We start from the raw sequence: 12376 nt of genomic DNA on the forward strand, positions 1-12376 counted from the left end.
TTCGGTCGCTGGTGGGTGCTGCTGTTTGCAGCGCCAGATGAAGGGTTGGCTGGGTGAAGTGGCATTACTTGCTTCCGCCTTCACCCCAGCCCCCGCTCCGCGCCCCGGCCCGCGCTAGCAGCGCGGGCGCTCCGAGGCACGCGCGCCAGTGGCGCGCAAGCCGTGCCTTCTCGCCCCGATGTGAGAGGGCCTTGATTCCTCCCTTCTCGCATCGGGAGAAGGTGGCGCGTAGCGCCGGATGAGGGTACGGCTGGGCAGGGCGCTGTCGGTCGCCCCGTACTCTCACCCCAACCCCTCTCCCGATGGGAGAGGGGCTCTACAGCCTTCACGGTGCGTTATGCGCGGATCCGCATTGCTGGGGGCCGCAATACGGTTTATCCGCACGCGGCGCTGCCGCATGATGGAAGGCTGTTGCCGCGTCCTGCGGCTGCCTGTTTTCTTCATGCATGGAGTTCGCCCGGATGATCCAACGTCGTCACTTCCTCAAGAGCGCCACGCTTGGTGCGATCGCTTCCGGTCTGGCCGGGTGGAGCGCGCGTGCGCAGGCGGCGGTCGGTGCCAACACGCCTGGTCGTGTTGCGGTGTTGCCGCGCGGCGCGGCGCGGGTGATTTCCACCTGGGATTTCGGCATTGCGGCCAACCAGGAGGCCTGGAAAATTCTCAGTACCGGCGGGATCGCGCTGGATGCGGTGGAAGCCGGCGTGCGCGTGCCCGAAGCGGACCCGAGCAATCCCACGGTGGGTCTGGGCGGTTACCCGGATCGCGATGGGCGGGTGACGCTGGATGCCTGCATCATGGATCACCTGGGCAATTGCGGTTCGGTGGCGGCACTGGAAGATGTGGTGCATGCGATCTCGGTGGCGCGCGCGGTGATGGAGAAAACCCCGCATGTGATGCTGGTCGGCGATGGTGCGCGGCAGTTTGCGCTGGAGCAGGGCTTTCCGCAGACCAAGCTGCTCACGCCTAGCTCGGAGGCGGCGTGGAAGGAGTGGTTGAAGACCTCGAAGTATTCGCCGGAAGCCAATATTGAAAACCGCGCCTGGCGCGATGCCAAGTTACCGGGTGGCAAGGACAATCACGACACCATCGGCATGCTGGCGCTGGATGCGCACGGCAATCTGTCCGGTGCATGCACCACCAGCGGCATGGCGTGGAAAATGCATGGCCGGGTGGGCGACAGCCCGATCATCGGTGCCGGTTTGTACGTGGATAACGAAGTCGGTGGTGCGACCTCGACCGGCGTTGGCGAAGAAGTGATCCGCAATGTCGGCAGTTTTGCGGTGGTGGAAATGATGCGCCAGGGCAAGTCGCCCGCCGAGGCGTGTCGTGACGTGGTGATGCGATTGATACGGCGCAAGCCGGAATTGACCCGCACCTTGAAGGTGGGCTTCCTGGCGATGAACAAACGCGGCGAAGTAGGCGCCTTCGCGATCCAGAGGGGCTTCAGTTACGCGGTTTGCGATGCGCAGCGGCAGGATCTGCTGGTGCCCGGAGAAAGCCATTACACCAACGAGCCTGCGGCATGAGCGCGTTGGGGCTGGAAGTGGCTGCGGATTCCATCGCCTCGGCGTTGGCGGCGCAGCAGGGCGGCGCGATGCGGGTGGAGCTGTGCGGTGGTTTGGACGGCGGCGGGCTGACGCCTTCGTTCGGCACGTTGGCGGTGGTACGCGAGCGCTTGCAGATTCCGTTGTATGTGCTGATTCGCCCGCGCGTGGGCGATTTCGTGTTCGATGCGGCCGAGGTGGAGGTGATGCGGCGCGATGTGGAGCAGTGCGTGCGGCTGGGGTGCGATGGTGTGGTGCTGGGCGCGCTGGATCCGTATGGGCAGGTCGACATGTCCACGATGCGGGTATTGATCGAGGCAGCGGGTTCGTTGGGTGTGACCTTCCATCGAGCGATCGATGTCAGTGCGGATCCTGCGCGTGCGCTGGAAGATGCGATTGAACTGGGCTGCGAGCGCGTTTTGACCTCCGGTGCGCGTGCGAGCGCGCTTGAAGGTATCGAGACCATCGCCGCGCTGGTGCGGCAGGCGGGTGAGCGCATCAGCATCATGCCCGGTGCCGGGCTCTCCGAGTACAACCTTCGCACCGTGAGCGAACACACCGGCGCCCAGGAGTTCCACGCCTCCGCGCGCAGCGTGATCGCCGCGCAGGTGCAGGCGCCGCACCCGTCTATTCGCGATCTGGGCGGTGACTACCAACGTACGGATGTCGTACGGGTGCAGCGGATGGTGGAATTGTTGCAGCAACGTTGAACAACGCGCAGCGCGCACCGTGGCGAGAAATTCGATTGCCACGGTCTGTTCGCGCCGTTTCAGCCGCAAGGCGGCTGTGCTTTGGGTATTCGCGTCTTCGTTCCCGGAGATCGGTGATGGCGTGAGCCATGTACAGCTCCGCCAGGCGCAGCCGGCTTCCTCGAACACCATGAAAGCCAACGCGAATTCGTCGATTTAAAACGCCCCTCGAAGTCTTCTCCGAGGAGGTCCTCAACAGCGTTGCGAATCGGAGTTGAATCCGCCTCCCCAATCCGTGATCACGCGTGGCGTCATGGGGTCGCGCGGAGGTTCCGATGTTCTCGGCTGGAAGCGCTTGCTGATCGGTAGATCACCGAAGGTCTGTTCGCGCCAGGACGTCAGCCGGCGCTACAGGATGCAAGGCGAGACAGATCTGATGTACCTGGAAGTGCGCGCTGTGCGGCGGTTGGGCAAGAGCAGCCTGCCAGCTGCCGGCGCGTTGCCGGGCAGCACGGTCATCGCTCTGAACGCTTCCACATCGGTGGCATGTTGCGGCTTCTGCACGCAGCCTGTCGGCAGCCAGGATCCATCGCCCAGGTCTTTCTATTCGCCATCCGAGCGTTCGTGCGCATCCTCGGGGGGATAGAGCGTGAAAAGGGGAAACTGTGGGCGATCTTGCGGGCGTGCATCGACGAGCAACTCACGGGTCTTCCACATCTGTACCGCTTTGGCCAGCGTCGATGCGTTTATTTCGCTGTTTTGGTGATAAACGTAGTGTCCGAGATGATCGACGATGCCCAGGTGTGCATTTTTCTGCGCCTTCCAGTTGCTGACGGCCGTGTAATGATCGCTCAGGTCTTCACCGGTCATCCCTTCGACTCTCGGCGTGTCACCCGCCATTGCTTGCACCCTTGTCAGGAAATCCGGATCCCTGCTTTCATCGAGCATTTTCTTGAGTGCGGGTACCTCGCCAAGCGTGGTGGGAGTTCCTGAAGGCCGCTTTTCAGGAAGATAAGATGGGGCGCCTTCGATAAAAGGGTTTCTTTCGTCATCAACGACAACGCTCAACAGGGCATGTGCGGTGGTATCGATTCTTTCGAGCGCGTCTTTGCGCGCCTCCATGCCGGTGAGCGCAGTGCCAGAGGAAGATGCACCCGCCGTATCGGTCATGGGGGCGCGGCGGGGATTCGTGTCGACGCGGGCGGTGCGATCTTGTCTTGGCGGCATTATGTGCTGCCTGAGTCGGTCGAGTTGCGCTTGCAGATGCGGTGGAACCCGGATTGTGCAAGCGGCAGGCAGTGCGGCGATTGTCGGAGGCAGTGCTTCCAGTCTGTTGCAGCCTCGCAGGTCAAGTTCTTCAAGCTGCGTCAGCGTATGAATATCGCGTGGCAGAGTGACCAGCTCGCTGCAGTCTCGCAGGTTGAGTCTCTTCAACGGCGCACGGCCCCTGGTAACCGGGGGATAGTTGCGTAATGCCGAGCCCTGCAAATCCAGCTCTTCCAGCCTGGGCATGTGATGAATGTTGATGGCAAGTTGTGCCAATGGTGAATGCATCACCTGCAATCTTTTCAGATTTTCCAGGGACATGATCGAGGTCGGAAGGACGCGTATTCCTGTGCCTAATAGCTGCAGTGTTTGCAGGTTGATCAGCCCTTCGTATTGGCCGGATGCGTTGCGGATCGCAAGATTTCTGGGGAGCTCTGTCAAGTCCCGACAGAAGACGATGCTGAGCTGGCGCAATTGGCTTAGGTGAGAAATGGATGCCGGCAGCGAGCGAATCGGATTCTGCTCCAACGTCAATGTCTGCAAGTTGGCGAAGTCTTGCATGGATTGCGGAAGTTCCAACAAGCCCGCTGCACTGATGGTGATGTGTTCCAGGTGAGAAAGACGGCGGGTCTGCCCAGGGAATCGGGGCAGTGGCAGGGAGTGGAGATTCAGCGATGCGACAGCGGGGTTGGCTGCCCCCGCCAACGTTGCTGCGGTTGCCCTCAGAGCCCGGTGCGGATTCGTCTCGACGGCCGGCATGCCGTCGATGGCAGCGCTCCATGCGGTGCGCCATTGCGCATTGGCCGCCGCGCATTCCTGCCGCCATTGCGACAACGCGCTTTCGTAGCTGGAAGTCGATGCGCCGTGCTCCAACTGCGCGTCGCCTGTCGTGGCGTGCGAGCCTGGGCGCGCAGCGTCCGACCTGGGCTGCTGACCAGAGATCTCGAATGACGCTGGTGTCGATGATGGGCGACGCGGACGGTTGCCGGTCACACGCCCGAGCAGGCCACCAAGCAGGCCTGAACCGCGTACGGGAGCGGCGCGGGGCCGCGTCCGATCAGAGGGGAGCGCGTTTGGGTTGGAGACGTCCTGAAGTGGAAGCTCCGGCGGAACCTCTGGCGTGCGTGCCTGACCGATGCGCGGCATCCTATTTCCTCGTTCGTTGCATCACGTGCAGTGGAAATCATCCAACTGCAGCGCATTGCACAAGCGTCTCGACGCGAAGCCCTGGTCAGGGCAGCGAAGCGTCGATGGAGCGGCCGTCGGTAGTCGATCTCCCCTTGGGTAGGACTGTGCCGGCAGACGCTGTGCAGGACGCACGCGCCAAGCCGCGCCGGATCGATCACCACATGCTTGATGCGTTGACGTTTCCAGGTGTAGCTGATGTGCACCAGGCCATCGCGGGTCTGGATCACCGCCGGATAGGAAAATTCGTCTTTTGCGCTGTTTTCCAGTGTGAGCACGCGTTGCCAGTGCACGCCATCATCCGAGAGCGCCACCGCCAGCGTGCCGCGGCCGTCCCACCAGTCCTTGCCGGCGATGCCGGGGTTGTAGACCAGCAGGGCGCGGCCGTCGCGCAGCATGACGGCGTCGGTGCCGGAGTTGGGATTCTCTACATCCAGCAATTGCATCGGCTGCCAATGCAGACCGCCATCGGTCGAGAACGTGCTGAAGAGTTTGTTCTGCTGGCTGCGACCAAGCGCCTGCACGCGGCCATCGGTGTGCAATAGCAGACTGGGTTGAATCGCACCGATGACGGACGGCTCGTTGAGCGGCATGCCGCGTTGCCAATGCGCGCCATCGTCGTCGCTCCATTCCAGATGCGCGCGCCAGCCGCGGTCTTCGCTGCTGCTTGGCGCCAGGATGCGGCCGTTCGGCAATTGCACCGGTTTGTTCTTGATCGGGCCGAGAATGCCATCGGGCAAGCGTTGTGGTGGCGACCAGTGCGCACCGTCGTCATCTGAGGTGATGCGCAGGCCCCACCAGTCGCGCGGATTGGGGCCGAGTTTGTAGTACAGCTGCACCGGCCCGATTGCCGGTTGGAACAGCACCGGATTCCAGGCCGGTACTGCGGCGCCATTCGCGCCGGCATGCGCGCCATCGGCAATGCGTCGCGGTGTCTGCCAGTGCTGCGGGCCGCGTTGTGCGAGCCAGATGCCGACATCGGCCGCACCTTCGTGCGCGCCGCCGAACCAGGCCGCCAGCAGCGTGCCGTCGCGGGTTTCCAGCAAGGTGGAGGCGTGTGCCTGCGGCGTCGGCGCCGGATCGGCGATGAACTCGCTGAGCACGATGGGCGAGGGCCGGGATGCGGGCGAATCCGCTTGCGCGGTGAACGCGGCAAGGCTCGTAACAAGGCAGGTCAGCAGGCGTGGCGGATGCATCGTGGTCCGGTCCTGTGCAGATTTTAAAGATACCTATTTATTATCTATTAAATACCATGCGCTCTGGTCATCCCAGGTGGCCGTGGTCGCCGACCACTGCGAGGCCCCGCGATGTCATCACATCCGCTCCCCCATTGCGCTGGCTTGCCGCACCTGGCTTGACCGCGACCGCCATCGCGCAGAACTTTGCTGCGCCTGCGACGTGCATTGCGTAGTGGTGTCGCTGGGATTCAGTCGTACGCGCGCAGGCCGTTACCGAGATGGCACGGTGTGCGGTGGGCTTGGCGCTTGGTCGGCGCACTGCGACGCGGTAAACAGGTGCGACCGGCTTTTTCAGTGCCGAGTTGCCTGCAGACGCGCAGCGCCGTGTATCCGTCCACTCAGGAGCGCGCACATGGCTTTTCCAACCGCAGTCAACGACCAAGTCACCGATGCCGTCACGCAGTCCAACGTCAAGGTCATTGGCCAAGCACCTGCATTCGCCATGGGCACGATCTATCAGAGCATGGCTCATTCAAACGGGATTCTCTTCAATAACGCGGTGGCCGTGCAGCAGCAACAAAACACGCTAGCGCAAGCCGCCACCAACCAGGGCGTGATGCAGATCTACAGCCTCGATACCACCGCCTCGGCGGCGGAGGTCGAGAAGGTCGCGCAAGCGGGTGTTGCCAACAATCTGAGCAGTCTGCTCACCGTGCTTGATGCGTTCAGAGCAGGTAAATAATGGCGGTTGGCGACAGCGGCAGTGCTGTCGCCAATGGTGCTGATACGAGCGCGTCATTGCACTCAGGCCGCGTTGTCGTCGCGCACTTGCGGGGGCAGCAGGATCTGCGGCTGCTTGGCCGAGTGGGTCTGGCACAGGAACGTCATCAGGTGCGCAGCTTCGGTGCTGCCGATCGGCTGGCTGGGGGCATGCTTGTTGTGGACGTGTTCGGCAAAGGCGTGCTGGGTCTGCTCCGGAACCGCGGAGACAGGGTCTTGCGAAACGGTGGACGACGACATGAAACGCTCCTGGAACTCACCAACTGACCGTCGCTCGATGGAACGACGGGAATGCGCCACTGCCTTCCACAACGGCGTGAGCCGGTGATCTTGCCTGGAATGCGATCCGTACGATACCAACAATAGGTAGCAGACGGTGCGCGGGCAGCGGACGTCCAGATAACGGCGCGCGCGCGGCACTCTGAAGGGCGCTGCTGAGAGTGCAAGCACCTCTTGCCGGATCTGGTCCACATTCTGGCAACTGACCTCCTCCCTGTAACTTGGGCCAGCCAGAACGAGAAAATTCGGCGACACTCAGGCCCAGGAGGCCGGTCGCCATGAAGAAGTCGAAGTTCACCGAAGAGCAGATCGCATTGGCCTTGAAGCAGGCCGAGACCGGCACGATGGTCGAGGAGAGTTGCCGCAAGGTGGATATCAGCCAAGCCACGTTCCAAGCGTGTGTATCGGCTGTACTGCCAAGCGAGCCTCAACCTGCGGCGCAAACGTCCGCGCAGACGCAAAGCCGCAGCACATCGCATGGAGCGCACGCTACTGAGCGGCCCAATCAGGTTTGGAGCATGGACTTCGTTGCCGCCGCCTTGTTCGACGGGCGCCGTTTCCGGGCGCTGACCATCTTCTGCGAGGGCCCAACGCGGGGAGTAGGTCAGTGACATCGGGACGTCGCGGCAGGCAATGTCTGATTTGGGATGGTAGTTTTCGCGTGATCTCCCTGCCCGATAGCTTCGTCGCTTGGGATTTCGAAGGATTTCAGGGACAACTCATCAAGTCACTTTTTCAAAGGTTGCATGGACACTGTCACGGGACTGCATCGCAGCGTCTTTGATGAACGGGTCCAGCAGCAGATCCTCTGCCGTGGCAGGACCATTCGCGTCTCGGTTAATCATGCGGTTGAAAAAAAGGACGATCTCTTCCTTGCGTTCTGAGGGCAGCTGTCTCAGTGCATCCATGAACGGAAATTCTTCCTCTGATTTCGCCCTGGAAATTCCCATGTAGCCCATGTCGTAATTCGGGCGCTTGATGAAATGCGCCAGGAGCTGAGCGGCGCTGTAGACATCCCGTTTATGACTAGCTTGCGGATCTGCCTCGATAAAGCCGGGCGTGCCGTAACGTGTGGGCTCACCTTCTTCTCCACCCAGGCCCATGTCGATCAGCCGGAACATCTTCTTGGATACGTCGTACATGACGTTGTTGTGCGAAACGTCCTGGTGCACGATTCCCATGTCTTCACAACAGGATAAAGCGATCAGGACATCAGTGATAAGTTGCCGCGCCATGTCCAGATACTCTGGCGCAGTGATCGTCCCTTGCTGCAATGCCGGGCGCATGAGCTTGATCAGGTTGCTGACAGTAATGCCGTTGATTTTTTCCAGCAGCATGCCGAATACGTTGTCGATCTGCACCAGACCGTAGGCACGCATGACGGGAGACCTCGTATCCAGCGACACGGTCATCTGGTACTCCCTGTATATGTGGGCTTTGTGCAACGAGACAGGGTCCCTTGGATCGGACGCATGCTGCTGAAATCGCTTTTCATACAAATTGATCGGGATCGGATCTTTGGGGTCGGGGTTCAACATCGCCTTGAAGACAAAGTCCCGCCCGCAATTCTCTTCGGAACGCCAGAAATCCTCAGCCAAGCGGACAGCATAGGCTCTCCCAGAAGCGCCTCTGCCGATCGGCTGCATGTCCTTGAGGCTTTGCGCATCGCTGTTGTGCGTTCCCTCAAGCCGCACTGGGAGGAAGCCGTTCTCGATTTCCAGCACACCAGGTTTCAATAACGACAGTCGCTTCATAAGTTCTGGACGCGGCGAATTGGTAGCGAGGTGCCTTATTGTGCGCGGACTGAGCACGACGTCCTGTTGACGATAACGCATGTCCCGCGTCCGCATTCTTTCGTTTCGCAAGATGCCGGAAGCACTCGAGGGATACGGCGCCAGGGCAAGGGATCCAGGTGTGGGCGGGTCGAGCAGCGACGCCAGCACCGGCAAATTGGAGTATGGCGACGATTTTTGGATGGAATCGGAGCCTGGCGTCGTTGGGGTGCTGCTGCCGCTGGACCACGAGCGTGAAAGGGAGCGTGGCACTGTCAGTTTGGCAGGTGAGCGCTCTATGTTCAGACTCAATTCCCGGACAGAGGACTCGCCGCTTCTGTTGCGCCTTTTTTTCAGCAGGCTGAGCGGGTGATCCTGGCCGGGAGCAGCTGGCTCATGTTGCTCGGATGCTGGATGCATTGAGTTCTCGGACTGATCGCCCTCCGCTTGCATGCCATGTTGGACAACCGAAGAAGTGGGCGAGATCTTTGTCATGGCGAGATCCAGGCCGTAATCGTTCAAGGGAGTGCTGGTAAATCGCAGCGAGCGGTCGGCTGAGAGGGCAGGCATGAAAAGGATCGCGGCAATGGCCGCCGTCGCGGGGACGCTCACCCGCTTTCTACCAAGACATGCAGTGCACGCGGCACCGTCGTGCGAAATCGTGTAAGGCTAGGCGAGGCGGCATGCAATTGCGCGATCACGCTCACTAAACACGCGCGATGGATAGGGCGATAAAAACGATGATTTCTCAGGCGAAGTCCTAGACGGCTTTGTGAGCCAGCCTTGAATGGGCCTTATTCTGCGATTCGTTCCTGGGCGAGTGCATTCGCAGGTGTACTGAGGCCCGTGTGCAGGAAGCGTAGCCTCGCCGCGTCACGATATGCGGAGTCTGAGTTATGCGCATCCAGCAGCACACAAACAGTCATGTTCGTCCGTCTGATTCGCCCACTCAAGATGTGCCTGTTTCCGCTGAAGATCTTCCAGCTTCCGATGGCTGGCCAATGGGCCTGGAATCTTTAAGAAAAAGCCCGCGTCAGAGAAATTCTGCCTCCAAGCACGCATCCCAACGGCACATTGGCGCAAATGCCATGGCCGAAATTCAGGAAGCAGAGGCAGTCTATGATGCATTCGTAGTCGCCAAGTATCTTGCCGATCCACTGCATGGCACGGTAGACAATACGGCGGAACTGATCGCGGAAGTGCCCCACTCGGGTGAACCGGAACATTCCCCGGAGGCCGACCACCCTGCGCAGTCACACGAACACACGCCGATCGATCACACGCCAGTGTCGGCAGACCATCAGACGCAGCATGGTATCGGCGCGGATCACTCTCTGGATCCGCATCCGATCGAGCCAGCAGCGCACGAGAGCCTCCTGCACACCCTGGCTGAGGAGGGCGCGCCGGGAGGCGCTGCCGATCTGGCGATGAGTTTGAGCATCAGTGGCGCCATGCTGCCGCTATCTGGCCTTGCGATCTACGCCGCTTACAGGGAAACCCGCGAAGTGGCCGAACAACGCGGTGCCCTGCGGCAACGCGAACGGCGGCTGCGGTCGGAGAGGGCGTTGCTGCGACCGGCGCTGGAGAGCGGCCCACTTACTGCCGTTGCAGGCGCTCAGATCCATGCCTTGAGCGAGGCGCTTGATACAGTCGCTTACCAACAACAGCGCAACGCACGTGATGGCGCCATCGCGATGACCTCGATGGCGTCCGCAAGCGTGATCTTTACCAAGGCCACGACAGAGCTCGGGACCCAAGGCGGGTTGGCACTCGGCGCCAAGAGCGCAAATGCCGCTGGCTTGATCGGCCACAGCACCGCTGCCGCAGGCGCCGCGTCGGCGGCCGGTATTGCTGGCACATTTGTGTTGGCTCCGCTGGCAAGCGTCGCGGCCACCGCGCTGGGCGGTACGTTCCTTCACCAGTCGCGCAAGGAAAAAACGCGCGTCGCTGCCGATGCGGCGCGCGTCGAAGACTTCCTGCACCAGCTGGAACCAGGCGACCTCAGCCCCGGCGCGCAACGCTACCAGCACTTTTTGAGCACCAAGCTGACCCAGCGCAGCGGATTCGCCGGCAGCTTCAACAACTGGAACAAGGGCTTTGTCGTTGGCGGCGTCACCTACACGGCCAGCACTTTGACCAAAACCGGAGTCAGCGCTGCTGTTGTGCTGGGTGCAGCCACCGTGACCGGGCCGGTGGGCACCGGTTTGGTGGTCGGTGCCGGTCTGCTGGGTGCGGTCACGATGGGTGTTGGTGGCCACCAGTTTCTGCTGGCGCATGGCAAGCAAAAACGGTATCGCAACTACGAGACTGCGGAGATGCCCAGCGTGGACCGGGCATTGCTTGCCATGGCCGACCTGCTGCCCACGACCGAGGCGGGCATCGCTGCCTCACCGGGGGAAGTGGATCCGCATGGCACACCACGCGTCAGTGACGGTGCCTCGGGAAAAGCGTCGGACACCGTCGTGACGACCGGCACTGGTGATCAGCTGGAGTCTGACCATGTCATGCCCGGCTCAACCGAACACACGGTGGCTGCCCAGTCGGTAGCGGCAAAACAGGCATCGCCTGCAGCCGACGACGCGTCAGCCGCGACGGAGGCAACTGTTGCCGTTCCGCAGCATGGATTCGAACTGCGCAGCGCCCTGTACGCCTGTATCGACGGTCAGGAAAAAGCACGGGACGCGCTCTTGCAGAGCTGCGCCAACGACATGAAGAAACGCTATCGGGCAGTGCCTCGCTCTACCGATCAGCGCCCAGCAACTGGTCAGGCGGCTCAACCGTCCTCGCTCGCCAAGCGAGCCAGGGCAGCGCTTTTTGCAGGGGCGACCTACGGGCGAGCAGTGCTCACCGGCAAACCCCGCGTCGCTGGCGAAAAAGCCGCGCGAAGCTATGCAAAACATACCGATACATTGACCGAAACAGCGTTTAGCCAGTGGCTGCAAACGCCAGGCTCGGTCAAGCCGCAGATTGCGTACATGCAATGTTGTCTTGAGTTACAAAAGAAATATCTAGAATCGAAACTGCGCCTGCGGGTGGAGCTGCCGGCGGAGGATGCTGCCATTGGTGCAATCCCAGACACAGAGACCACAGCCACGACGGCTGCGCAGGCGCAGGCACGCCTGACCACGCAACTGCATCAAGCGCGTGAGCGCGACGAATTCCAACTGCGATCTGTCAGCCTGATGTTGGAAGAACTGGGCATGGCAAACGAGGAGCTGGAGAGTTCAGACACAAGAAAAATCCAGCGCGCAGAAAACAGGATGCAAGGGCTGCAACAGCGCCTGGTCGGTGCGTTGACCGCAAACGCGATCACGCCGCAGCCAGGAAGTGCGGGCTTTGCGCATTTCTGCATGAAGCAGGTCCGGCGGCACACTACCGATGTGCGCGGCACGTTGCTGGCCACCGAAATGCAGGCCGCGCGCATCCGCGAAGGCGCTGCGGCTGCGGCAATGCCGTCCTTCAGCCCTTGAGCGATCAGCAGTCGTGGCGTCTTTAGGTTCAACTGGCGACCTGTCGCCTGTAGAGTTCGAGCGGCGCTACGCGCAACGAGAGTCCTGAGTGTCTACAAAACCTTGGGCGTATCAGCTCGATCATTCTCCGTGTCAATGCTTCGTCGCCTCAACCAGGACTTCGGTGAGCCACCGCGAAACGGAGCGCTTCTCGCCAAACCGCGACACGGGAAG

7 protein-coding genes and 3 pseudogenes are annotated in these 12376 nt (G+C 61.4%); 6 read left to right on the forward strand and 4 right to left on the reverse strand.

The genetic code is table 11. The features are described 5' to 3' along the window. The first annotated feature begins 461 nt into the window (after positions 1-461). Together XcyCFBP4188_RS01575 and XcyCFBP4188_RS01580 are read left to right on the forward strand one after the other, a co-directional pair. Positions 462-1526, forward strand: coding sequence for a glycosylasparaginase (locus tag XcyCFBP4188_RS01575; RefSeq protein WP_104591521.1), 1065 nt, complete (start codon positions 462-464; stop codon positions 1524-1526). Further along, a complete protein-coding gene (locus tag XcyCFBP4188_RS01580) occupies positions 1523-2254 on the forward strand; it encodes a copper homeostasis protein CutC (RefSeq protein WP_006448637.1) in 732 nt (243 codons plus the stop codon). Before XcyCFBP4188_RS01575 ends, XcyCFBP4188_RS01580 begins: the two co-directional genes overlap by 4 nt. A gap of 582 nt (positions 2255-2836) precedes the next feature. On the opposite strand, the gene xopL is transcribed toward XcyCFBP4188_RS01580, so the two are convergent. Both xopL and XcyCFBP4188_RS01590 read right to left on the reverse strand, forming a co-directional pair. After that, a complete protein-coding gene (gene xopL / locus XcyCFBP4188_RS01585; RefSeq protein ID WP_046932925.1) occupies positions 2837-4645 on the reverse strand; it encodes a type III secretion system leucine-rich repeat domain-containing effector XopL in 1809 nt (602 codons plus the stop codon). 85 nt (positions 4646-4730) lie between these two features. Next, positions 4731-5880 (reverse strand): annotated as a pseudogene (locus XcyCFBP4188_RS01590) (sialidase family protein). Between the two features lie 394 nt (positions 5881-6274). On the opposite strand from XcyCFBP4188_RS01590, the gene XcyCFBP4188_RS01595 reads away from it, so the two are divergent. Next, positions 6275-6604, forward strand: a complete 330-nt coding sequence (locus tag XcyCFBP4188_RS01595) for a RebB family R body protein (RefSeq protein ID WP_074058000.1) — start codon at positions 6275-6277, stop codon at positions 6602-6604. 62 nt (positions 6605-6666) lie between these two features. Here the strand turns inward: XcyCFBP4188_RS01595 and XcyCFBP4188_RS01600 are convergent, their stop codons facing one another. Further along, positions 6667-6882: a hypothetical protein gene (locus tag XcyCFBP4188_RS01600; protein WP_095575229.1), complete on the reverse strand. Its 216-nt coding sequence runs from the start codon at positions 6880-6882 to the stop codon at positions 6667-6669. A gap of 317 nt (positions 6883-7199) precedes the next feature. Here XcyCFBP4188_RS01600 and XcyCFBP4188_RS23720 point away from each other — a divergent pair. Together XcyCFBP4188_RS23720 and XcyCFBP4188_RS23725 are read left to right on the forward strand one after the other, a co-directional pair. After that, positions 7200-7313 (forward strand): annotated as a pseudogene (locus XcyCFBP4188_RS23720) (transposase); the annotation flags it as partial. Then, positions 7312-7496: pseudogene (locus tag XcyCFBP4188_RS23725) on the forward strand (IS3 family transposase); the annotation flags it as partial. The pseudogenes XcyCFBP4188_RS23720 and XcyCFBP4188_RS23725, both read left to right, overlap by 2 nt. 147 nt (positions 7497-7643) lie before the next feature. On the opposite strand, the gene xopAU reads toward XcyCFBP4188_RS23725, so the two are convergent. Next, a complete protein-coding gene (gene xopAU, locus XcyCFBP4188_RS01610) occupies positions 7644-9305 on the reverse strand; it encodes a XopAU family type III secretion system effector serine/threonine kinase (protein ID WP_233397301.1) in 1662 nt (553 codons plus the stop codon). 284 nt (positions 9306-9589) lie between these two features. On the opposite strand from xopAU, the gene xopK reads away from it, so the two are divergent. Then, entirely contained in the window at positions 9590-12163 is a 2574-nt protein-coding gene (gene xopK / locus XcyCFBP4188_RS01615) for a type III secretion system effector XopK (protein WP_267929404.1), read from the forward strand. The last annotated feature ends 213 nt before the right edge of the window (positions 12164-12376 follow it).

This window comes from Xanthomonas hortorum pv. cynarae (assembly GCF_002939985.1).
Taxonomy (GTDB): Bacteria; Pseudomonadota; Gammaproteobacteria; order Xanthomonadales; family Xanthomonadaceae; genus Xanthomonas; species Xanthomonas hortorum_D.

Excerpts from the sequence above, each read along its gene's own strand:
- XcyCFBP4188_RS01575 (WP_104591521.1), top strand. The coding sequence starts at position 462 with ATGATCCAACGTCGTCACTTCCTCAAGAGCGCCACGCTTGGTGCGATC.
- XcyCFBP4188_RS01600 (WP_095575229.1), bottom strand. The coding sequence starts at position 6,882 with ATGTCGTCGTCCACCGTTTCGCAAGACCCTGTCTCCGCGGTTCCGGAG.
- xopL (WP_046932925.1), bottom strand. The coding sequence starts at position 4,645 with ATGCCGCGCATCGGTCAGGCACGCACGCCAGAGGTTCCGCCGGAGCTT.
- XcyCFBP4188_RS01595 (WP_074058000.1), top strand. The coding sequence starts at position 6,275 with ATGGCTTTTCCAACCGCAGTCAACGACCAAGTCACCGATGCCGTCACG.
- XcyCFBP4188_RS01580 (WP_006448637.1), top strand. The coding sequence starts at position 1,523 with ATGAGCGCGTTGGGGCTGGAAGTGGCTGCGGATTCCATCGCCTCGGCG.
- xopK (WP_267929404.1), top strand. The coding sequence starts at position 9,590 with ATGCGCATCCAGCAGCACACAAACAGTCATGTTCGTCCGTCTGATTCG.